This window comes from Trichormus sp. NMC-1 (assembly GCF_001858025.1).
GTDB lineage: Bacteria > Cyanobacteriota > Cyanobacteriia > Cyanobacteriales > Nostocaceae > Anabaena.
Map to the genome: position 1 here is coordinate 824671 of NZ_LZQD01000001.1, position 23749 is coordinate 848419.

The window sequence follows — 23749 nt, forward strand, 5'->3', positions numbered from 1 at the left end:
CTAAGTAGCCTCTACTCAGCTAAATCGGCTAACCCCTTAAATTGCAAAAGATAAAAGTAACTCATTCCGGCTGCGGGGTGGGTTACTTTTTTATGGTAAGGGCATTTAAACTCTTGATAGCAGCTGCTGGTTAGGACATGAAGAGATGATAAAACTTAGACACATAGGACTTACGTAAAATGTGACTAAAAACCTGATTCCTGTGTAGCGGTAATTCATGTAGCTTGCTTCCCGAAGGGTATTACCGCTACTTTGGTTCTGTTTTGCGTAAGTCCTCACACAAACAGACTTTCAACTCTGTCACCTGCTATAACGATAAATTATAAAATCAGTAGAAAGAAAAATTGTATGTCAAAAAATAGCCAGGTTTTAGGAACAAAAAGGCGCTCATTTTGGGAACTTGCTCGACAAGGAGTGCTAGATGGAGGGCCTTCGACTTGTCAATTTGCTATTACCAGTGTATGTAACGCTCGTTGTGGGTTCTGTAGCTTTGCTGTAGATAAGATGCCAATGGATGAGCGGCATTCTGTAACATTGGAACAGGCAAAACAAGCAGCGGAAATTCTCTACCGGAACGGGGTATATTTTCTCATATATGTGGGTGGTGAGCCAATGGCACATCCAGATTTAAATGAGATGATTGCTCATGCTTCTAGCATTGGGATGGCAACGATGTTGGTGACAAATGGCTCACTGCTGACACCAAAACGAATTGATGAATTAGCCGATGCTGGATTGATGAGTGTGATTATTTCTATTGATGCGGCTGAAGCCCAGAAACATGAGCAAAACCGGGGACTTAGAGGAGTATGCGATCGCATTCAAGAAGCCAATACCCATTTCCAACGTCGCAATATCAGCAGTACAGCCTCTGTCACCATGAGTAGATTGATAGAAGATTACAATCAACTACCACCATTTTTGAAGTCTTTAGGATTTGACAGTGTAACTTTCTCCTATCCTCTAACCACCCTTGGCTCATCCTATCTTGGTTATGCCGAATCTGACTTAGTAAACTACACTGCTGAGGAATTAAATCAACGTTTTGAAACTGTCAAAGCCCTGAAACGCGACTTTGCGGTTGTCAATCCTACCGCATCCATTGAAGATATGCAGCGTCATTTACGGGGAGAACCAGAGCAATTTGGGTGTCTGGGTGGCTGGAAATTGTTTTATCTAGACTGGCATCTTAACCTTTATCGTTGCCACAACTGGGAGAAACCCATGTGTCATATCACAGAGTTTGATGGTTCCCAACGGGTGCGTGATGGTTGTACGGCTTGTATGATTGATTGCTACCGGGACTCTAGCGTCATGCAACATATTGGTGTGGCTGTTAGTGATGGAGTGCAAGCAGCAGCCAAGGGAAATCTTAAAGCTGCTTGGAAACATTGGTTTAATCGCCAAAATCTTGTTTCCCTGCAAGCTGTTTGGGAACAATCTACTTGGTTACGTCGGTTGTAAAAGCCTTGACGATGAAAATCGTGGTTCATATTCTAGCTCTGTAGGGGCGAGTTTTCCTTGCCCTTTGTGGCTAGATAGAAATTACCACCAACTTACCCTCGTGAGTCAACTTCATTCGCTGTCCGCGCCATTCAATGGTGTTACCAAAAAAGCCATAGCACCAGATAAAGAAATGCAGTAAATCGCGTAAAGGGATGAGCCATAAAAACTTTTTGGCCACTGGATCATGCAAAACTTTGACTCCGACAACCCAACCCATAACTAACCGCATTCCCCAAGTAATAACTAACGCAGTCCAGCCGAGTATAGAACCACCGCTAGTTATCAACAACAATAGACTAAAAACTGTTCCGTAGGTAAAGACGAGTCCTAAATAACCCCAAGGACGAGAAACACGGATACACCTAGCCCAGCGGATTTGGCGTTTGATGGTATCGCTCAGGCTGCTAGTACCTAAAACATGATCAACTATATAATTAGATAATATGACTTTATAACCGGCTTGGGCTGGGAGGTAGCCAAGTTGAAAATCGTCAGCAAGATAATCTGCGATCGCTTTAAAGCCACCAATTTTTTCCAGCACTTGTTTACGAATCACTATCGTAGAACCGAGAGCAAATTTTATTCCTTCTAATTGATTGCTGACTAAAACGCCTGTATGAAAGTCTGTAGCAGTACCGATTCCGTCTAATGTGGCTACCCATCCCTGGGCTAAGGAACGATATAAGCAAGTGACAACACCAACACCTTGATCAGTTAGCGGTTGGATAATCTTTTGTAAATAATCTCTGTCAACGCGAATATCACTATCAGCGATCACTAATATGTCATGTTTAGCTGTGGTAAAAGCATGGGCTAAGTTACTTACTTTCAAGTTTGTGCCAATAATTTCATCCTTGACCACTAAACTAATATCTACATGGGGAAATTGCTGTATTAGTCTTTCTACAATTTCTATACTGGGGTCGATGAAATCCCTTACCCCGAAGACAATCTGGTATTCTGGGTAATACTGCTGACAAAATGAGGCTAGATTGGTGTAAGTCTCTTCATCTATTCCACAAAGTGGTTTGAGAATGGTTAGAGGTGGATGAAATTCGGGATTGACGGGATAGGGATAACGCCGAAATGCGATCGCCGCATAAATTCCGTAACAGTAGAATAAGACTGCTGATAAACAGAAGGAGGCAGTAAGTACAATAACTGACAACTTATAACTGACAATTGGCACATGAATGTAATTTACTTTCTTCTACGTTCTTCTTGGGTGATGGTAGCGATCGCCATCTTGACCGGTTTTTTGAGTGGTGCTAGTAGTGCTGGACTAATTGCTCTTATTAGCAGGGGCGCAAATCAAGGAGATACTTCACCTTTAATATCCATCGCTTGGGGATTTTTGGCTTTAGTAATTATCGCTCTGATTACCAGCATCATTACACAAGTAATGCTAATTCACCTCTCTCAAAATGCCATTTTACAATTAAGAATGCGCTTGAGTAGGCAAATACTTGCTTCTGAGTTAAATCATCTGGAACAAATCGGAAATCCTCGACTTTTAGCAACTTTAACAGAAGATGTCCAAGCTGTTGCCAATGCTGTATATATCGTACCTTTTTTGTGCATTGATTTAGCAACTGTTTTGGGTTGTTTGGTTTATATAACTTGGCTATCTGGGTTAGTATTATTAATGCTAGTTATTTTAATGGTAGTAGGTATAGGTAGCTGCCAATGGTTGTTAAATAGAGGATCGCAATTATTAGCCCTTGCCCGCGAAGATCAAGATTTACTATTTAAGCATTTAGCAACTATTACAGATGGCATCAAAGAACTTAAACTTAACTATCAACGTCGTCAAGTTTTTTTAACAAAAAATTTACAATCAACTGCCAGCCAATTTCGCCGTCATAATATTGATGGACTGACTTTATTTGCGGCAACTACTAGTTGGGGTAAGCTGCTGTTTTTTTTCGCAATGGGTTTTTTATTATTTGCCTTACCTAAATTATTGCCTATCAGTCCTCAAACCCTTTCCAGTTATATTTTAACTTTCACTTATTTGATGTTGCCGATGGATAATATTGTTAGTAATCTTCCCCAAATTAGCAAAGCCAATATAGCCTTACAAAAAATAGAATCTCTAGGTTTATCTCTAGGTAATCGGGCAGAAATTTCAACATTACCACCCCCTATTAAATATTTCTGGCAAAGTTTACAATTTAATGGTATCACCCACACTTATTACAGAGAACAAGAAGATAACAACTTTATTCTTGGTTCCATTGATTTGACAATATATCCTCAAGAAATAATATTCATTGTTGGTGGAAACGGTAGCGGTAAATCTACCCTGGCTAAATTAATTACTGGATTATACATTCCTGAAAACGGAGAAATTGTCTTTGATGGAGAATTAATTAATGATCAAAATCGTGAATGGTATCGCCAACATTTTGCTGTTGTCTTCTCCGATTTCTATTTATTTGAAGAACTTTTGAGTTTAGAAAATAGCGCTCTAGATTTTGAAGCGAGAGAATATATTAAAAAATTACAATTAAAGCATAAAGTAAAAATAGAAAATGGGCAACTTTCAACCACAGCACTTTCTCAAGGACAGCGAAAGAGATTAGCTTTGCTAACAGCTTATTTAGAAGATAGACCAATTTATTTATTTGATGAATGGGCAGCAGACCAAGATCCCATATTTAAAGAAATATTCTATACTCAGTTATTACCAGAATTGCGAAAAAAAGGTAAAACAATTTTAGTAATTAGCCATGATGATCGCTATTTTCATCTAGCAGACCGCATCATTAAACTAGACTACGGTAAAATTGAATATAATAAGAAATATTGCCTTTAAAATTTACAGTTAAGTAGGTGGGCGTTAAAAATTGTCGTTGGGGCAAGGGAACAGGGAACAGGAAGAGAGCTTTGGGCGATTTTACTTTTCTTCACATACCTTTAAATTTTTCTGTTAACCTGACTTGAAAATAAGACCCCACCCCTATAACCCCTCCCCGCAAGCGATGAGGGGAATAAGAGGTTTTTCATGTGTCCTGGTGTACGCAGTTCATGATGGCTACTTATAGGATGAAATTAGGATTAAATATGGCAGACGCGAAAAACGTATTAGGAACAAACTTAGAAATTTGCTGCACTTCTCCCATGACAGGGTATTACCGCGACGGGTTTTGTACAACAGGTGGCCAAGATGTGGGAATGCACGTGGTTTGCGCTCAAGTAACAGCAGAGTTTTTAGAATTTACCAAATCTCTAGGAAACGACTTGAGTACCCCTGTTCCTGAATATAATTTTCCCGGTTTGAAACCTGGTGATTGTTGGTGTTTGTGTGCAGCGCGTTGGCAAGAAGCTCTTGAGGCTGGGGTTGCACCTCCAGTTATCCTCTCAGCTACCCATGCTAGGGCTGTGGAGGTGTGTAATTTGGAAGATTTGCAAAAACACGCCGTCACTAAGAAATGAAGCTTTTAGTTGTGTTTGAGTGCAGATGACGCAACTACTGAATTCAACTTCAGATAATTCATCAACTCAAACCCATTCACCGCCAACGTCTCACGGACACGCCCACTCAATAACGCTGCAAGTTCGATTTCACCTCCTGGAGTATTCACAGGTTCTCCAGCGTTAATTATTGCGGGGTGAGAATAAATTTCTATGAAATCGGCTTGAATTTGCGGTATCAAACCTAGTAAATATTCTTCTGTAACATTGCTAGTTTGTAACAAGCCATAAACTCGTTCAGCAAATTCAATATTATGAGCTTTTAATAAATTCTCACCGTAACGGCGCAATTGTCCAAACACTACAGACCAAACTATTTTAATTAGTAAATTACTTTGATCAAGTTTAATACTTTTTGCCAATTCTTCAGATGGTAAACGAATGAATTTAATATGAAATTCATTGGCTAAATCAACTAAAATTCCCAAAATTACAGGATGAACATGAAGGTGTAAATGTCCGTCTACATGAGAAAGTTGTAAACCTGAATCGCGGAATTTTTCTAATTGGGCGCGGATTTCTTGACGAAGTTCCTCACGGGTAGCTTGGTTAAATTGGTAACTTAATCCAGCTTGGGTGGGATTATCAGAAAAGTTACCATCTGCATCTACTAAATGGGGAATTTGCGAAGGTGGTAAAACTGATTTACCGCAAACTAACACAAGGTGTAAACCGACTGCTAAATCAGGGTAATTTTTTGCCAGTGCGATCGCATCTTCGGACGCATCACCACTTACCATTAAACTAGTACTAGTCAGCACGCCTTGGCTATGCGCTTGGATAATTGCTTGATTTACACCTGGAGAAAAGCCGAAATCATCACCATTAATAATGGCGAAACGACGATGTTTTTGTGCTTTTTCTTCAACCATTAATTAATATCTTTAGTTGTTAATTTAATCTTGGATATAGAGAAGTTTTCTGAAAGGTTGTTTGAAGGTAAAAGAACCCCACCCCCAACCCCCTCCCCGCAAGCGAGGAGGGGGCTATGATCTACCTGTTTCGATAAACTTTACAACTTTTCAAAGCTTCTCTGAAACGCCTCCACACTATTACACAACAGCCGTCTGATTTGCTTTAGCGTTAGCGACAGACTGGGTGCGACGTTCTTTCAAGTAAGAGAAAAACTCCCCACCTTCTCGCAAACGACGTACTAACATCTGTCTATCAGTCAACATTTCCCGGACAATGGGAATAATTGCTTTGGGACGGAAGTAGAATTTGCGATACATTTGCTCAACAGCATCTTCAATTTCTGCACTGGAAAGAGTAGGATATTGCAAAGTTGAGGTTTGAATACCGGAAGTTGCTACTAATGATTCGTTCGCAAACCAACCGTTAGCCCTAGCTTGTTCATAAAGTTCTGTACCGGGATAAGGTGCAGCTATAGAAACTTGAATTGTATGGGGACTAAGTTCACAAGCAAAACGAATTGTTTCTTCTACAGTTTCTCTGGTTTCAATCGGTAAACCAATAATAAAAGTACCGTGGACGGTGATACCGAGTTTGTGGCAATTTTTCATAAATTCCCGCGCCACTTCTAGCTTGATACCTTTTTTGATGCGGTTGAGAGTTTCTTGATTTCCTGATTCAAAACCCACAAGCAACAAGCGTAAACCGTTATCCCGTAAAGTTTTTAAAGTCTCGTAATCTAAATTAGCGCGGGCGTTGCAACTCCAAGTCAGGTTTAGCCGCTTCATGTGTTCGCTAATTGCGATCGCTCGATGCTTATCAATAGTAAATGTGTCATCATCAAACATATACTCCCGCACCTTGTCCCCAAACAAGGCTTTGGCTTCTTCCATTTCCCTTCCCACCGCTTCTGGAGTTTTATGACGGTAAAGGTGTCCACCAATAGTTTGCGGCCATAAACAAAAAGTGCATTTGGCTGGACAACCGCGCCCGGTGTAAAAAGAAATATAAGGATGCAGCAAATAGCCAATGAAATATTTGCTAATGTCTAAATCACGAGCATAAACTGGCAGTACACTGGGCATAGCATCCCAGTCATGAATCAAAGCCCGCTCTTCATTATGGCGAATCTGGGAATTTTGATCACGGTAGCTTAAACCCGTGATTTCTGACAAAGATTTACCTTCTGCGACTTCTTTACAGGTATAGTCAAACTCATTCCGACATACAAAGTCGATAACTGGATTTTCCCGCAGTGTCTCTTCTGGTAATACCGCAACGTGCGCCCCCACAAAACCAATCTGCACATTTGGGTTTTGGGCTTTAATAGCTTCAGCACACTTGACATCATTCACGAGGGAGGGGGTGCTGGTGTGCATAATTACCAATTCATAATCTTTGGCAATTTTCAGCACATCTTCCACGCTTTGACTATGTGGTGGTGCATCTACTAGCCTGCTACCTGGAACCAGGGCTGCGGGTTGGGCTAACCATGTGGGATACCAAAAGGAAGTAATTTCTCGTTTAGCCTGGTATCGTGAACCAGCACCACCGTCAAAGCCATCAAAGGAAGGTGGACTCAGGAATAGGGTTTTTTTCATATATACAATTTTTTAGTCAGGAACTGTATTTATATTTTTACAAGTCCTGCACAGCAAGCTTTTTTAATTGGTATATTTTAAATTTATACTAAATAAGGCTAAAAATTTTCATGTCGTTTAAAGCTGTAATTCAAATCCTGGTAAAACGTCTTCTCCAGAAAGTAGTGCGGGAAGTTGAACGATTTCTACAGGTTTTCCGAGTCGGTAAATTTCTACTTGTTTGTCTTGGGGGTTAATTAACCAACCCAAACGCAAACCATTATCTATATACTCCTGCATCTTTTCTTGCAGGGTTTTCAATCTGTCTGATTTTGATCTCAGTTCAATAATAAAATCTGGTGTAAGTGGGGGAAATTTTTCCCGTTCTTCTTCCGTTAATGCTTCCCAGCGTTCTACTTTTATCCAAGCAACATCAGGAGAACGTTTTGCACCATTGGGAAGTCGGAATATTGTTGAGGAACTAAATACTATTCCTAGTTGAGTTTGGTGATTCCAAAGACCTACTTTAATAATTAAATCAGCTTCACTACGGCCGCTTTCTCCTCCAACTGGTGGCACAATAATTAATTCTCCTTGTGCATTTAGTTCTAAGCTGACATCTTTATTCGCCATACAGAGTTGATAGAACTGTTCATCTGTAAGGCGAAGAATGGGATCTAGGTTTAAGGTAACTGTATTCATTAACACTAAGCTAGTACATTTGTTCTAATAAAATGATATTTTCAAAAATAGAAAATTTTTCTTAGTAAAATTAAAAATTTACTGAAGTGTTAGGTTATAATAACTAATGAAATGCTTATAAACAGCAAATTCATCATCCAAGGTTGATGGATGATGTCAAAATTGAATATCAAATTACATAAGACAAAGGAAGATATTTATGAACCCTGTTTTTGTCTTGCTTTGCTTGGCTTTAATAGCTACTAGTTTTGTAAGCCTAGCTGTTACAGCCAAATCCGTACAATCTGTTGTTACTCAGTTAAAACTGAAGTAAATCCAAAATACACAGTCCCACAATAATGTGATGTTTCTTGCACAAACATCTATATTATGTTATTTCCTGTATCAAACTTAACCTTACTACGGGTGGATTGCTCTTATCAGCATTCTGCCCTTTTTTATTGACATATTTAATATAACACACACTTGCCGTCGTCAAGTAAAATAATTCTACAATGAAAATAGACCTATTGCTCGTTCCTAGTCTCTGACTAGGAATGCAGTTGATGAGGCTCTGCCTCAACTGGTATTTAATTAAATTGTAGAATTTAGATAAGGCTGACTAGGAATGCAGTTGATGAGGCTCTGCCTCAACTACCACCACAAAATCGGGTAAAATGGCTTTGTATTCTGGGATTGGAGGCAAAGCCTCCTGGTAGGCATTCCCAGCCGGAGTCTGGGAACGAGCAAAAGTAGACGCTGTTTGTATTGTAGAATCTTAACAGGCATTCCCAGCCGGAGTCTGGCAACGAGGGATAGATATGAATCTTTGAACAACGGTTTAAAATAACGGACTAATGATTTTATTTATGCAAGGCTAGAAATTGTAGCATAAAAATAAAATTTATCAGATATCTTTTTTATTTTCCTGCATACTGTATTTGCATCACCTTTGTCTAAACTCCAAAAATGTGATGCTTGGGGGGAGGGAAGCGATCGCTATAATTACGAAAAAACTCTCAAACTCTGATTACTCCGTGTCCTCTGCGGTTCGTTTTTCGATTATTTGTGCGATCGCAATAAGTTTTTCGATAAAATGAGCTTTTTAAAGTAACAGTATTCATCGTTCATCTCACAAAATCGTACTTTACTCTAAAGAGAGATGTAATTTGAGCGCAGCATTCACTAATTCTATTAATTCTGTATTCAAACTACCCATAGCATCTCCTAAAATTCGCTGTTTAGAAATTGTGCGTACTTGCTGGGCTTGAACTTTAGAAGGTTTAGATAAACCACTATCTTCTGGATTTAGCAAAACCTCGAAGGGATAAACACGGCTAACGTTGGAAGTAATAGGTAAAATTGTGACTACACTAGCAGCATTATTATTAGCATCATTACTGACTATTAGAACCGGACGGCGTTTATCCATTTCAGAACCTACGGCTGGATTCAGATTAGCAAAGTAAATTTCACCACGTTTCATCTGTCAAGCCTTCACCTGCGGTTAATTCCCAATCTTCGTCAATTTCTGTTGATGCTTCTCTATATGCTTGTTCTAAGTCTTGATATCGCAGTAAATCTAGTGCTAACTCAATTACTTGAGAACGAGATTTACACCCTTTGGTAATTTTGTAATTCTCAACAAACTGTACTAATGGGGATGGTAAGGAAATTGAGATTTTTTCCGTTTGCATGGTATTGCCATCTGGTAATCTTATTTTTCTTACTTTAAAGTAGCATAAATAGTATTCTCATCAGGAACATCAAGAGATTTGTAGATATTTTTCCTCGTTCCTAGTCTCTGACTAGGAATGCAGTTGATGAGGCTCTGCCTCAACTACCACTACAAAATCGGGTAAAATGGCTTGTATTCTGGGATTGGAGGCAGAGCCTCCTGGTAGGCATTCCCAGCCGGAGTCTGGGAACGAGGGATATATTTTTTATTTTCTTAAATATCGCATTTACATCACCTTTGTCTAAACTCCGAAAATGTGGTGCTTGGGGGGAGGAAAGCGATCGCTATAATTTTTCTAGGACTTACCCCTCATCGCTTGCGGGGAGGGGCTAGGGGTGGGGTTCTTAATAATAACTCGCCGATTTGCGATGATGTACCGCTGTCACACCATCTTGATTTAACACTTTCCCATCATTAACAGTCGCATAAACCAACCAATGATCGCCGGCTTCCATACGACTTTGGACAGAACATTCCAGGTAAGCTAAAGCACCAGAAAGAATTACACCGCCATTACTAGCTTCTTCCGTCGCTAAACCCGCAAATCTATCTTGTCCGGGGGCGTAAATCTTCATAAATTGCTTGCGTATTTCCTTTCCTTCAGCCAAAATATTGACAACAAATTGACTACCAGTGTATGTCATAATTTCCATCGCCCGTTCTTTAGCTACCGCAATGGTTAAACCAGGAGGGTTAAAGCTGGCTTGTGTTACCCAAGATGCTAACATCCCGGTTTTCACTTCTCCTTGAGTAGCAGTGACTACACACAGAGAACCAACTATTCTACCAACTGCTTGTTCTACATTAGTAGCGGGTTGTTTAGCCACAACTGCTCTTTTCGCAGCGCGTTTTAGTGCTTGGGCGAAATCGGTTCCGGCTTCTTCGCAGGTTTGTAAAGTGACTTCATTGGGTTTGAACTTAACGCGAATGGTGTCAAAACCAAATCTGTAACCTGCGTCTTTGAGTTTTCCTTCAATTAAATCAACCGCTTCTCCACTCCAACCAAAGGAACCGAAAACACCAGCTAATTTATTATTTGTAGCGGTAGAAAGAACAATTCCTAAAGCTGTTTGGACTGGTGTCGGTGCGTGGCCGCCTAATGTGGGAGAACCAATTACGAAACCGGCGCATTTTTCCACTGCGGCTTTGATTTCTTCGGGTTCGGTAAATTCGCAGTTAATAGATTCGACACTCACACCTGCTTTGGTTATACCACGTGCGATCGCTTGAGCTACAGTTGCAGTATTTCCATAAGCGGAAGCATAAATCAAAGCCACCGTCATATCAGCGTTGGTTTGCTGTTGAGTCCATTCTCGATAAGAGTGGGTTAATTCTTGTAAGGCATATCTTACCAAGGGTCCGTGACCAGTGGCGTATAATCTAATTGGTAAATCTGCCAATTTATCCAAAGCAGTTTCTACTTGTCTGGCGTGGGGAGCCATGAGACAATCGAAATAATAGCGCCTATCTTCGTTAAAGACTTCCCAACCTTCATCAAATACTTGGTCGCCACAAATATGCGCTCCAAATAACTTATCAGAAAATAATATTTCTGTTTGGGGATCATAGGTGCAAAGTTCATCTGCATAACGGGGATTAGGTGTAGGAATAAATTGCAGATGATGACCTTTACCTAAATCTAAAGTTTCTTCTCCCCGCATTACCAAAATTGATAAATCCTGATTTTCCAATGCTGCTTTTAAATTTATCGCCCCTGGATTTGAACAAACAAAAGTAATTTGCGGGGCAATTTCTAGTAAAGCTTTTAATGTTGCAGCCCGGTTAGGATTGATATGACCAAGAATTACATAATCAATGGTTTTGATATCAATTCTTTGTTGTAAAGCTTGGAGATAAATTTCGGTGAAAGTTTCCCCCGGTGGGTCAATTAAAGCAATTTTATCACCTTGAATTAAAAAAGAATTCGCTGTTGTGCCTTTAGCTAAAGCGTATTCAATTTCAAATCGTAACCTAGTCCAACTGCGCGATCGCAATATTGTTGTATCTGTACCAATGGGGAGAATTTGCACATCACGGGGCTTAGTATTTTCTGACATGGTTTTATTTCCTTTATTTAAAAGAATTTCGTTGTATTTGTATATACTACAAACGGCTTGAAATAAGACCCCTCTCCAAACCTCTCCCCGTTTACGGGGAGAGGCTTAGAACTTCTTGTCCCCCTCCTCGCTTGCGGGGAGGGGTTAGGGGTGGGGTTTTATTGCCACTAAAATTTCCTCCAAAACATCCTCTATCTTTAACAAAACATCTTCATTTTTAAACCTCACTACTCGCAAACCCAAAGACTCTAAAAACTCTTGCCGAATCGCATCTTCTACTTGAGTGTAATTGTGAACTTCTCCATCTACTTCAATTACTAATTTGACTTCTTGGCAATAAAAATCAACTATAAATCTATCAATAACCTGCTGACGACGAAACTTAAAACCCAGCAGTTGCTTATTTTTTAATCTTTGCCAGAGTTGCTTTTCTGACAATGTGGGTTCTGTGATTTTTTTGTCTTTTTCACTGGCAAGCGAGGAGGGGGGACTGGAATTAAGATAAGATTCTGTGATTTTTTTGTCTTTTTCACTGGCAAGCGAGGAGGGGGGACTGGAATTAAGATAAGATTCTGTGATTTTTTTGTCTTTTTCACTGGCAAGCGAGGAGGGGGGACTGGAATTAAGATAAGATTCTGTGATTTTTTTGTCTTTTTCACTGGCAAGCGAGGAGGGGGGACTGGAATTAAGATAAGATTCTGTGATTTTTTTGTCTTTTTCACTGGCAAGCGAGGAGGGGGGACTGGAATTAAGATAAGATTCTGTGATTTTTTTGTCTTTTTCACTGGCAAGCGAGGAGGGGGGACTGGAATTAAGATAAGATTCTGTGATTTTTTTGTCTTCTTCACTCGCAAGGGAGGAAGGAGGACTGGAATTAGCCTTGGGTGTGATGTGATGTTTTTGCATTAATTTATATTGCTATTTGGGTATATTGACGGTTATGATTTGGGAGCATATGGATTCAATACTTATACTTAGCTAAAAAAATCATGATTAGCAGCAAGTTTCAAAAAATGGGGGGGTAGTTGCTTCCCTGGCAAGCATTCTAGCCTTTTCTAGCTCCGCACAGGCACTCACTTTCTCCAGCCCCACTGCTACGTATAATATCCCAGACAATAATGCAACTGGTGTAACAGCATCAATTGTTATCTCTGGTCAAGGAAATATCACGAATTTTAATTCTGTGACTATTTATGGGTTGAGGGATAATTGGTATGGAGATTTGAGGGCTTTTCTTTCTAATGACTCAACTACAGTCCAGCTATTTCGTTCTGACGTTGTTAGTGCTGATGGCCCATCATCACCATTTACTGACATAGGTCGTCAATTGAATGGCGACTACACCTTCGCCACTACTGGTGCTAATTGGTATACAGCAAGTAGTCCTGTGCCATCGAACATCACTTATCAAAGTTGGCAGCCGTTGAGTGCTTTTAATGGTAGTTCTCTCAACGGGACTTGGACATTAAATGTTCAGGACAGATGGTATGACCCAATTAGAAGTCCAGGCTCATTCACAGGATTTTCCATTAATGCTACACCCGAAGCTACTCCTGTCCCCTTTGAGTTTAGTCATCAGGCTAGTTTGGTGCTTTTAGGTGGTGCTTGGTTGGTGCGTAGAGGATTGAAGAAGAAGTCTGCTGATAAGATGTTGGCAAAGTCGCTTAATTCTTAATTCCTGCATTGGGGAACTAGTCCTCTATCTATCCCCTCCACGAAACAGCGCAATCTCTCTATACCCTCCTCGCTTGCAGGGAGGGATGGATATTTTTCAATCAAGGGGGAGGGAATCTCTCTATACCCTCCTCGCTTGCGGGGAGGGAGATTTTGCTTTAGCAAAATCGGGGTGGGGTTCTTCTCGATTGATTGGTTAACCTCATGGGTATTGATGCATTGGTGTTATTTAGGCTTTAATCGTTTTCCCACGGCGATAACACCCCACCCCCTAGCCCCCTCCCCGCAAGCGAGGAGGGGGGACAGGATATTTCAACCTCTATCCCCGCAAGGGAGGAGGGGGGACAAGAGATGAGTATTCAGAAATCAGTTCTTTATTACGAGGAGGGGGGACAAGATTTATTTGACGGGAGCAAGGGAGGGGGGGACAAGAAAGATTGATTTAATAGTGGTTTCCGACTTTGCGGTGGTGAACTGCTGTGAGTGATTCGGGTTTTGATACTCTGCCGGCGTAAACTGTGCTGAATACTGCCCAATGGTCGCCACAGTCCATTCTGCTAATTACTTCACATTCCATGTAAGCTAGAGCATCACCCAAAATAGGCGCACCGTTTTGAGCGGGTTGGGTTCTCACTCCTTCAAAACGATCTGCACCGGGAGCGAATCGTTTTAAGAAGTGTTTCATCAATGGTTGATAGTTGTCTTCTTCTAATACATTGAGAACGAAGCGATCGCCTACTTGCATAAGTGATTCAATTGCCCGATCTTTGGCTACAGCGATGGAAAATCCCAAGGGTTTAAAACTGGCTTGACTTACCCAAGAAGCTAACATGGCGCTGGATACGTCGCCTTTTTTGGCTGTGATGATATATAAACCACCGCTAATTCTCCCCAATGCTTTATCTAAGTCAGCACCGAGGGATTTCATGGCTTTGATGCTTTTGTCGCGTGTAACCCACTGTCCTAAGTCGGTTCCTGCTTCTTCGCATTTTTTGAAGGTGTTTTCTGTCGGTGTTTCCCGAATTTCAATCACAGGGAAAGCAACATTTAAACCCGCAGCCCGGAATTGATTTAATAGTGGGTAAGTTGGTTCATCATCTCCACCACCAGTTTCAAAAATACCAATTGCCTGTTTTTCTTTTGCAGAACCTAAAACGGTGCTAAGTGCAGCTTGAATTGTCGGGTTTTCAGTCGCTGGAGACATTCCCACAACTATACCTGTACAGCGTCCTACAAGCTCTCGCAACTCTTGTAAATCAACCGTTCCACCCAAATCGATCATTTCCACAGCTACGCCGGTTTTAGCGATACCATTGGCGATTGATTGCGCCAAGCGATCGCTATACCCATACTCGGAAACGTAAAATATCCCCACTGGTGTTTCGGCTTTGGTTTGTCCTTGGCTCCAACTGCGATAACGTCCCGTTAATTCCTCGACGTTGTGGTAGAGTAATGGTCCGTGACCTGTAGCAATCATCTTGATAGTTTTCAATTCTGCCATCCGCTTCATAGCAGAAAGCACCGAACGAGCATTTGGTCCCATCAAGCAATCGTAGTAATATTGAAAATCTTCTTCAATTGCGGCTAAGTCATCATCAAAGGTGCTTTCTGTGCAGTAATGCAAGCCAAAAGCATCGCAGGTGAAGAGAGTTTGGGTTTTGTGGTCAAAACTGAAAATAGTGTCAGGCCAGTGTAAATTAGGCGCAATGACGAATTCAAATTCGTGACCATTACCTAAATCCAAGCGATCGCCATTTTTGACAATTCGGCGTTTAAAGGGTCGATGTACCAAGTCTTCTAAAAACTGAATTGCTACCTTAGAACCAACTACGGTAATATCAGGAGCCATATGCAGCAAATCTTTCACCAAGCCGCTGTGGTCTGGTTCTGTATGACTGATAATTAAATAATTTATCTCTTCAGGATTGATTAAACCCGTGAGTGTATCAAAATATAGCTGACGAAATTTTTCGTGAGACGTATCAACTAGGGCAGTTTGCTCACCACGGATGAGAAATGAGTTATATGTTGTACCGTTCTGCAAACCAAACTCAATATCAAAGCGATCTCGATCCCAGTCCAAAGACCGAATCGCTGTCGTATCTTCAGCAATCTCTACAGTCTGTATGGTGAGACGTTTTTCCGGGACTGGATTTCCCTGTCCTTCATGTTTATCGGTGAGCAATACCATAACTCCCCTCCTTGACAAAATGAGTATTTATTCCTCTGGCTTTATTGTGACACGGGTTGAATGTTAGTTTTTCTTAAAAAACCTATGGCTGACTTAAGAAACTTAAAACTGTGAAACAGAATACTCCCCAACCACGCACAGATAATCCTTGGCTAGGATTAATGATTGGTAATTCCCGCTTGCATTGGGCGTTATTTATTGATAATACCCTCAACTCAGCTTGGGATACAGACCATCTATCAGAATCTGATATGCAACAGTTAGCTCAAACAAATACTCTTCCTCACTCACCATCTTCTTCTCGTCCTATCTTCCTCTCTCCCAACTTCCCCATCACTCTCGTTTTAGCTTCCGTAGTTGCTAGTCAAACAAAACTTTGGCAAACTTACCCAAATGTGCGCTTAATTACCTTAAATAAAATCCCCATCCAGGGTATGTATCCCACACTAGGAATTGACCGCGCCCTGGCTTTATATGGTGCCGGAAAAACATGGGGATTTCCCATTTTAGTAATTGATGCCGGCACAGCACTGACTTTTACTGGTGCGGATCATCAGCAGTGTTTAGTAGGTGGGGCAATTTTACCCGGACTAAGTTTACAGTTTACCAGTTTGGGACAAAATACTGGACAATTACCATTATTAAAAACTGCTTCAATGATAAATTTACCTCCACGTTTTGCCATGAATACACCCCAAGCAATTCAAAGTGGTGTAATTTACACATTATTAGCGGGAATCAAAGATTTTATTTTGTCTTGGTTATCGTTATTTCCTGAAAGTAAAATTGTAATTACTGGAGGTAATAGCGGTTTATTAAAAGAATATCTAGCAATGCAATTTCCAGACATAGGAGAAAATTTGATTTTAGAAAGAAATTTGATATTTTGGGGAATGCGAGAAATAGTTATGGTGCATCATGAATAAGAATATGAATTTTTATTTTAAGTTCTATTTTGAGCAGACAGAATAGATGAAAAATCAGTTCTAATGAACATAGAACTTTACAAAGAGTTTTGATGAAGTTATTGTTGTGACAACCAACTTAAAACATATATCCCGGTTTGAAAGCGAAGGAATATTTATCGCAGATTGGCAACAAACTTTAGATAATGTTGTTTAATTTTAAATTTACTTTAACAAGTCCCGATATAAATTAGCCATTAGCAATTTTCCTGAACAAAATCCCGAATATATTCAGCCACAACCCCAGCACAAGATTGTGGTAAATTATTTTCCCCATGAGCAATTATTTTCAACTCAACTTTGGGAATCAGTCGCCCATAAGTATTACTTTTTTCTAAAGCATTTGCAGTATCTTGACCACCTTGTAAAATTAAACAAGGTACTTCAAGGGAATACAAACGATTGTGTAATAATTCCGCTTCAATTTCTGGCTGCTGTCGGTTAAATAGTAGGTGACAAGCCGTAGAATATTGCAATAATTTTTGTCTGAGTTGTAAATCTTTGCTAATTTTCTTCTCCCACCCGATTAATTTAAATAAGGGAGTTAGTAAGCGTAAAAATTTAACTACCAGTGGAGAACAATTAAATAATCGCTGCTGTTTTTGCCAACACTTTTCTTGTCCTTTTATCCCTACACCCTCTGGTGATAACAGTACTAAACCATGTATTTTTTCTGGATACTTTAAAGCATAGCTGGCTGCAATCCAACCACCAAGGGAATCCCCGACTAAATAGACTTTTTCTAGTCTTAAAGCTTGGAGTAACTCAGAAATACAATCTACTTGTAAATCTATCGAATGATGGATATGAGGATTTTCTGATTCACCAAAACCCAATAAATCTGGTGTCAAGCAATGGATATCCTGAGCAAGTAAATCCATAACTGATACCCATTGGCCACTATCATTCCAAGCACCATGCAGAAAAACTACTGGAGTCCCCTTACCAACCTCAAGCCAAAACAATAGTCCTTGAGAGAGTTTTATTCGAGAATTCCGAAATAGGGTATCCATATAAAAACTTACAGCAGCATAAAGTTAAGATTATAGATTTAATCTTAAATCCAAAATCCAAAATCTTATCATGCCAATGTTGTTAAGCCATTGAGATAGTCTTGTAACTGCCGAGAGTGATCATGAGACATCTGTGGTTTAGGTAGAGAAGTAGAAGGGAAAGCTTGAATTTCCAGAACTTCTAAAGTATCCTTAACCTCCATCATTCCTTGTACTTCAGCTTCAACCACAACACAAATTGAATGAATTCGAGGATCTCGATCTGGTGCGGAGTAAACTCCAACTAAACGCCGAATTTTCACTAATTCTAGTCCAGTTTCTTCCATTAACTCCCGCTTGACTGCATTGGGAATATCTTCTCCCCAGTCCACCATACCACCAGGCAAAGACCAGCAACCATCATCGCTTCGTCGAATTAGTACAATTCGACCATCAGGTAAAATCGGGATAATACTAGTACCAGTAATGGGATGGCGAAAGATAATACCCAGTACTGTTTGTCCAACGTGCCATAAGCTACGTGTGGAATTGATCAATAGAGTAAAAAAAGCAAAAATTTTCAATCTTCAAATGTTTATGTTGTAGTCTATAATTCCCTAGCACTTACATCAACTCAAATAATAAAATATTGTTCGAGTTTTGTTTTATACAAAAATGTCTAGTGTTAGGGTTGTTATTCTCACGATTATACGTAGAATAAATCGATTTTAACATCTGCTTTCAGTAACTGCATTAGCTGAAATAATGTAGTGGAGTTTTAAACATCCATCTTGATAGTTTTGTCTTAGCATGAGCATAGAGCCAACGCCTGATTATAAACCCTAATAAATACGAGATTGGTAAAATAAATTCCGGACAATTTGCTTAATAACATGAATTGATGAATTGTATTTTCTGATTAAATTCTTAACCACTTATCTAAAAAAAGTGTTTATATAGGATCAATTTTTTGTTTAAATCCAAAAAACACGTATAATCTCAGAGATAGATTATTTACTTACAAGATTTTAACTTTGGGTAAATGATTCTAATTTTTACTTGACATCACCTATTTTAATACGATAGGATGGTATGCTGTTTCTAATGTATTGATTTTTTGCACTAGGCTAAAAGTATATCAATAATATCGGTAGCTGATATTGCCTAGATGCCGATTTTTTGTTGTTTATTCATGAGGTGAATATGGCCAAGCGCCGTAACCCCAAAAAAGAAAAGGCGCTACGGAACCAGGCATATGCCAGAAAGTTTCGTAAACGGACTACGACAGGAAGAATGCAAAGAAGGTTCCAACAAAGACCTCCTAAGAGTGAAGAAGATGAAGGAGCAGCAGCAGTTGATGCTGAGTAATTTGCCTATTTATATCTCTACTCTTTGAGTCTTTGCACTTTTAGGGTGTACATTTGTACACCCTAATTTAAACACCCTAATTTCAAAAATCTGAATTTAATCCTGATTTCCCAGTTCTGAGTTACAAATACTCATGACTCACTTGAGTACGGGCAGTGATCAGGGCTTGTCGAACTTGAACAAAGCCAGTACCCCCGTAACTGTTGCGGGCAGAAACTACTTGACGGGGAGATATTGCTTCATAAATATCAGCGGCAAATACTGGATGCAATTGTTGCCATTCTTCTAACTGCAAATCTTTGAGCAGTTTACCAGCGGCCATGCTGGTTTTTACGACTTTGCCGACAAGGTTGTAAGCTTCCCGGAAAGGTACACCCCGCGCCGCTAGATAATCTGCCACATCAGTAGCATTGGAAAAGTCTTCTGTTACTGCTTCTGCCAAGCGCTGAGTGCGAAATTCTAACCCTTCCCGTAATAAAATAGTCATTGCTTCTAGACAGGCTTTAACCGTGTTAACGCTGTCAAAAATACCTTCTTTATCTTCTTGTAAGTCTTTGTTATAGGCCAGGGGTAGCCCCTTCATAATCACCAACATGGCCTGGAGATGACCAAAGACACGCCCTGTTTTACCGCGCACTAATTCTGGTACGTCGGGGTTTTTCTTTTGGGGCATGATGCTGGAACCTGTGGCACAGCTATCTTTGAGGGTGATAAAGCGAAATTCTTCCGATGACCAGAGGATGACTTCTTCGGAAAGTCGGCTGAGGTGAACCATGATTAGACTTGCTGCACAGAGGAATTCGATCGCAAAATCGCGATCGCTCACTCCATCCAAGCTGTTAGCATAAACACTATCAAACTTTAATAGTTCCGCTGTGTAATGGCGGTCAATAGGAAAAGTAGTTCCCGCTAAAGCACCACACCCCAAAGGTGAGATATTCACTCGGCTATAAACATCTTCCAAGCGTTCCCAGTCCCGTTGCGCCATTTGAAAATATGCCAAGAGATGGTGAGCTAAACTCAGCGGTTGGGCGCGTTGTAGGTGAGTATAGCCAGGAATCAGGGTTTCAACGTGCTGTTCAGCTATATCGAGTAAAACAGTTTGAAATTCCCGTAAATATTGGCGAATTTGTTGAATTTGATCGCGGAGGTAAAGCCTCGTATCAGTGCCTACTTGGTCGTTGCGAGAGCGGGCTGTATGTAGCTTTTTACCCACATCACCCACAATTTCCGTCAGTCGCTTTTCAACAGCAAAATGTACATCTTCGGCATCGATACCAGGCTGAAATTTTCTTTGGCGGTATTCTTGGCGGACTTGTTCTAAGCCTGTAACTAGTTGCTCTCCTTCTTCTGGGGAAATAATCCCCGTGTGAGCCAGCATTTTGGCATGAGCTTGGGAACCAGTGATGTCATATTCGATTAATTCGATATCAAAACTGATACTGGCATTAAAACGCGCGATAGCTGGATGCAGTGCGGATTCAAATCGCTGGCTCCAAGTTTGTTTTTCGGTCATAAATCTGAAGAAAGAGGAAAAAACAATTTTAGATTTCGGATTGATGATAAATCCAAAATCTAAAATCTCAAATCAATTTAACCGTAACTAGTTAAACTCTTAAGCATATAGCCAATAACCAAACCAGTCAATAAAGCCCAAATTTGTCCGGTTTGGACAAATTGGCTCCAATTTCGTTGGATCTGACCCATAAGATCGGCATCCCGAACTTGTTGAGCTAGGAAAGTGATGTCTACAGGCAAATGCCAAATTAGCTGAGATATGGAATCACTCAAGTAGGTCATATTTACTTTGGGCTGAGTATTTCAGTTAACAGTAGCAGATGACATCTAAAGTTTAAGCGATCATACTCATTATTGACTCCGAATAGTTTAATGTCGTAACCTTAAGATGTTTGTGATGCCAAGCGTAATTTCTCTGAAGTTCGCAAAATTTGTCCTGCTAGAACTGCTGCACCAAAGCCATTATCAATATTGACTACACCTATACCAGCCGCACAAGAGTTGAGCATTGTTAATAGAGGCGCTAAACCGGAAAAACTCGCACCATAACCAATGCTAGTGGGAACAGCAATCACGGGACAATCTGCTAAACCTGCCACTACACTAGGTAAAGCGCCTTCCATACCTGCTACAACTATTAATACTGATGCTGAATCAATCAGGTGACGGTTATTGAGTAAGCGGTGAATCCCCGCTACACCAACATCCCAAAGACGCTGGACAAGAAAACCGGAAAGTTCAGCTGTGACTGCGGCTTCTTCGGCTACTGGTAAATCAGCAGTACCAGCCGAAAGAATCGCAATTTTGCCAGGAAATCTAGGTTCAATGACAGAGGGAGTTATGGCACAAATTCGCGCCAACTCAAAGTATTGCAGTTCCCGCACCTTTTTTTGTAGTGCGGCATAAACATCAGGGTAAATGCGGGTGGCCATGACTACAGAACCACGCTGACGCATGACTTCCATAATTTGAGCAATTTGATCAGGTGTTTTACCAGGGCCCCAAATCACTTCTGGGAAACCAGTTCTTAGCTGACGATGGTGATCGATTTTGGCAAAGTCACCTACAGATTCATAGGTTAAGTCTTTGAGTGAGTTTAATGCCATTTCTGGGCTTACTTTACCATTGGCGACGGCTTCTAAGAGCGATCGCAAAGCTTCAGGTTGAGTCATTACAATTTTGGATTTTGGGTTTTGGGTTTTGGATTTTGGATTTTGGATTGATTTTTTGGTGATTGGTGATTGGTAAAATTCTCACTTGCTTTTGCCTATTTTCTCTTCAACCTCTTAACTGTCACCTGTCACCTATTGAGTAATTTTAATTTCATGAATGTTCCAGAATGGACTACCAAGAGCAGAATATTGTATACCTTCAAAGCGATTTCTGATAGCTGTCATAGAATAGGAATTCACCAAGTAAATAAATGGTAAATTCTCCTGGGTTATTCGTTGACTTTCGGCATAAATTTCTTTTACCTTTGCTTCATCAAACTCTTGTGCGCCTTGAATATAAAGTGCATGGATCTTCGCTTCCCAAGGTGAAACTTGCCAACCTTGTATCGGCTTTTGTCCTGGTTGTGGTTTCTGATTAAACATATGTAATCCACCTTCAGGAGACCAAACATTAGCTCCATCATTTGGTTCTAAACCTCCAGTCAAACCTAGCAAAGATGCTTCCCAGTCTAAAGTATTAGAAAGTTTATCTAGAAAAGTATTCCATGCCAAAGGTGTAAAATCAACTTGGATACCAATTTTACTCAAGTCTTGTTTAATTTGCGAACCCATTGCTTCCCTAATTTTGTTACCTGCATTAGTAAGCAAAGCAAACCTCACACGGTTTCCTTGAGCATCTTCCAGTTGATTTTGAGCATTGTATTTAAAGCCGGCTTTGAGTAATAATTTCTTCGCTTTTTCTAGATTAAAATTGTAAACTTTTAGTCCTTTTTCCGCCGAAAAATGATAGGGACTTTGGACAGAAATTGGAGAATTTTGTGTTTGACCCAAACCACGAAATGTATTATTAATCATGGTTTGTCTATCAATGGAGTATGCTACTGCTTGCCTAAATTCTACACTATTAAACCAACGTGATTTGATGGGATCAATAAGTGGCTTACCTGCTCTTTCACCTTTATTCAAATTAAAAACTACAAAACTTGTACTAGTAGATGGTCCACCATTTTCAATTTTGAAATTACCTTGTTTTTCCTGAACTTTCAGTAAAGAAAAGTAATCAGGTGTCACCCCTACAGCATCTAATCCACCAGAACGAAATTGCAGTAATGAAGTATCTGTTGATTCAACAATTTGCCAAATAATGCGTTGAATATAAGGTTGGGGATTACCTTGAGCATCTTTACGCCAATAATAGGGGTTACGACGAAAAATTACACGTTGACTGGTATCATAGCGTTCTAGTTTATAAGGTCCATTGACAATAATTTGCTCAGGTGGTGTTTCCACACCCCATTTTGTCAGAAACGTTGGTTTCCCATCTTGGTCTTTCTTTTGTACTGATTCTCGCAAAGCATGGGAGGGTAGAATAGCAGCACTAGCATTTTGTAGAAATGGTCTAAAAGGTTCTGGGACACGAAATTCGACCCTTCTATCATCAACTTTTTTAATAGTAGGTAATTTGCGATCTTTGCCGATTCTTAAAATATCTCTAATATCTGTTGGTATGGCTTCATTCAAATAAATATCGTTGTATGTAAATACCACATCATCAACGGTGAGGGGTTGTCCGTCAGACCATTTTAAACCTTCCCGTAGAGTGAAAACAATCTTTAATTTATCGTCAGAAACCTGCCAGGATTCTGCCAAGTTTGGCTCAAGTTTACCCGTGAGCGGATTTTGGCTAATTAAACCTTCGTAAGTGTAACCAAATATATTGGGAGATTCAGAATTTAGTGCATAGTTGAAAGTCTTTGGATCACTGAGAATACTTGTTACTAATTGGGGAACTTGAGCAGCGTCACTTTTCAGTTTAGTTGGGTTGCAAGCAGTAATTGATATTGCTGTAAAAGAAAGCAGAGTCATGAGTACCCAAAAGCGTTTTGTGTGATTGACAAGGTTTTTAATAAATGCCATA

Annotated in this window: 21 protein-coding genes; 6 read left to right on the top strand and 15 right to left on the bottom strand. The window is 40.1% G+C overall.

What is annotated here, in order from left to right:
* The first annotated feature begins 348 nt into the window (after positions 1-348).
* The gene (locus A9Y75_RS03650; protein ID WP_083389482.1) at positions 349-1464 is read left to right on the top strand and encodes a radical SAM protein; all 1116 of its coding nucleotides are present in this window, start codon (positions 349-351) and stop codon (positions 1462-1464) included.
* Between the two features lie 70 nt (positions 1465-1534).
* Here A9Y75_RS03650 and hpnI read toward each other — a convergent pair whose 3' ends face one another.
* A complete protein-coding gene (hpnI, locus tag A9Y75_RS03655) occupies positions 1535-2674 on the bottom strand; it encodes a bacteriohopanetetrol glucosamine biosynthesis glycosyltransferase HpnI (protein ID WP_236721319.1) in 1140 nt (379 codons plus the stop codon).
* A 21-nt stretch (positions 2675-2695) separates the two neighbouring features.
* Between hpnI and A9Y75_RS03660 the strand changes: the two genes are divergently transcribed.
* A complete protein-coding gene (locus A9Y75_RS03660; protein WP_071188201.1) occupies positions 2696-4324 on the top strand; it encodes a cyclic peptide export ABC transporter in 1629 nt (542 codons plus the stop codon).
* 248 nt (positions 4325-4572) lie between these two features.
* Positions 4573-4944, top strand: coding sequence for a DUF2237 domain-containing protein (locus tag A9Y75_RS03665; protein ID WP_071188811.1), 372 nt, complete (start codon positions 4573-4575; stop codon positions 4942-4944).
* 5 nt (positions 4945-4949) lie between these two features.
* Here the strand turns inward: A9Y75_RS03665 and hpnK are convergent, their stop codons facing one another.
* From hpnK to A9Y75_RS26105, 7 genes are all read right to left on the bottom strand, one after another.
* Positions 4950-5855 (bottom strand): hopanoid biosynthesis-associated protein HpnK, encoded by a 906-nt coding sequence (gene hpnK / locus A9Y75_RS03670; RefSeq protein WP_071188202.1) that lies wholly within the window; start codon positions 5853-5855, stop codon positions 4950-4952.
* A gap of 180 nt (positions 5856-6035) precedes the next feature.
* A complete protein-coding gene (gene hpnJ, locus A9Y75_RS03675) occupies positions 6036-7496 on the bottom strand; it encodes a hopanoid biosynthesis associated radical SAM protein HpnJ (protein ID WP_071188203.1) in 1461 nt (486 codons plus the stop codon).
* Between the two features lie 117 nt (positions 7497-7613).
* Complete coding sequence (locus A9Y75_RS03680; protein WP_071188204.1) at positions 7614-8177, bottom strand: Uma2 family endonuclease; 564 nt, start codon at positions 8175-8177, stop codon at positions 7614-7616.
* Between the two features lie 1126 nt (positions 8178-9303).
* Positions 9304-9642, bottom strand: coding sequence for a type II toxin-antitoxin system PemK/MazF family toxin (locus A9Y75_RS03685; protein WP_071188205.1), 339 nt, complete (start codon positions 9640-9642; stop codon positions 9304-9306).
* Entirely contained in the window at positions 9629-9853 is a 225-nt protein-coding gene (locus tag A9Y75_RS03690; protein ID WP_071188206.1) for a CopG family transcriptional regulator, read from the bottom strand. Before A9Y75_RS03690 ends, A9Y75_RS03685 begins: the two co-directional genes overlap by 14 nt.
* Before the next feature lie 385 nt (positions 9854-10238).
* Positions 10239-11951, bottom strand: a complete 1713-nt coding sequence (locus A9Y75_RS03695; RefSeq protein WP_071188207.1) for a diflavin flavoprotein — start codon at positions 11949-11951, stop codon at positions 10239-10241.
* Positions 11952-12095: 144 nt separating this feature from the next.
* Complete coding sequence (locus tag A9Y75_RS26105; RefSeq protein WP_083389483.1) at positions 12096-12857, bottom strand: endonuclease domain-containing protein; 762 nt, start codon at positions 12855-12857, stop codon at positions 12096-12098.
* Between the two features lie 277 nt (positions 12858-13134).
* Between A9Y75_RS26105 and A9Y75_RS03705 the strand changes: the two genes are divergently transcribed.
* Positions 13135-13626 (top strand): hypothetical protein, encoded by a 492-nt coding sequence (locus tag A9Y75_RS03705; protein WP_071188208.1) that lies wholly within the window; start codon positions 13135-13137, stop codon positions 13624-13626.
* A 441-nt stretch (positions 13627-14067) separates the two neighbouring features.
* Here A9Y75_RS03705 and A9Y75_RS03710 read toward each other — a convergent pair whose 3' ends face one another.
* Entirely contained in the window at positions 14068-15816 is a 1749-nt protein-coding gene (locus tag A9Y75_RS03710) for a diflavin flavoprotein (RefSeq protein ID WP_071188209.1), read from the bottom strand.
* Between the two features lie 110 nt (positions 15817-15926).
* On the opposite strand from A9Y75_RS03710, the gene A9Y75_RS03715 reads away from it, so the two are divergent.
* On the top strand, positions 15927-16742 hold the full coding sequence (locus A9Y75_RS03715) for a pantothenate kinase (protein ID WP_083389484.1): 816 nt from the start codon (positions 15927-15929) through the stop codon (positions 16740-16742).
* Between the two features lie 236 nt (positions 16743-16978).
* Here the strand turns inward: A9Y75_RS03715 and A9Y75_RS03720 are convergent, their stop codons facing one another.
* Together A9Y75_RS03720 and A9Y75_RS03725 are read right to left on the bottom strand one after the other, a co-directional pair.
* The gene (locus A9Y75_RS03720) at positions 16979-17794 is read right to left on the bottom strand and encodes an alpha/beta hydrolase (RefSeq protein ID WP_071188210.1); all 816 of its coding nucleotides are present in this window, start codon (positions 17792-17794) and stop codon (positions 16979-16981) included.
* A 68-nt stretch (positions 17795-17862) separates the two neighbouring features.
* Positions 17863-18357: an NUDIX hydrolase gene (locus A9Y75_RS03725; RefSeq protein ID WP_071188211.1), complete on the bottom strand. Its 495-nt coding sequence runs from the start codon at positions 18355-18357 to the stop codon at positions 17863-17865.
* Between the two features lie 619 nt (positions 18358-18976).
* On the opposite strand from A9Y75_RS03725, the gene A9Y75_RS28205 reads away from it, so the two are divergent.
* Complete coding sequence (locus A9Y75_RS28205) at positions 18977-19141, top strand: hypothetical protein (RefSeq protein ID WP_016860072.1); 165 nt, start codon at positions 18977-18979, stop codon at positions 19139-19141.
* Positions 19142-19262: 121 nt separating this feature from the next.
* On the opposite strand, the gene argH is transcribed toward A9Y75_RS28205, so the two are convergent.
* The 4 genes from argH to A9Y75_RS03745 all read right to left on the bottom strand — a co-directional run bounded on the left by argH (position 19263) and on the right by A9Y75_RS03745 (position 23748).
* Positions 19263-20657, bottom strand: coding sequence for an argininosuccinate lyase (gene argH, locus A9Y75_RS03730; RefSeq protein ID WP_071188212.1), 1395 nt, complete (start codon positions 20655-20657; stop codon positions 19263-19265).
* 77 nt (positions 20658-20734) lie between these two features.
* Entirely contained in the window at positions 20735-20941 is a 207-nt protein-coding gene (locus A9Y75_RS03735) for a hypothetical protein (RefSeq protein WP_071188213.1), read from the bottom strand.
* A gap of 101 nt (positions 20942-21042) precedes the next feature.
* Positions 21043-21831 (bottom strand): nickel pincer cofactor biosynthesis protein LarB, encoded by a 789-nt coding sequence (gene larB / locus A9Y75_RS03740; protein WP_071188214.1) that lies wholly within the window; start codon positions 21829-21831, stop codon positions 21043-21045.
* Between the two features lie 132 nt (positions 21832-21963).
* Positions 21964-23748, bottom strand: a complete 1785-nt coding sequence (locus tag A9Y75_RS03745) for an ABC transporter substrate-binding protein (RefSeq protein ID WP_071188215.1) — start codon at positions 23746-23748, stop codon at positions 21964-21966.
* Position 23749 lies beyond the last annotated feature (1 nt).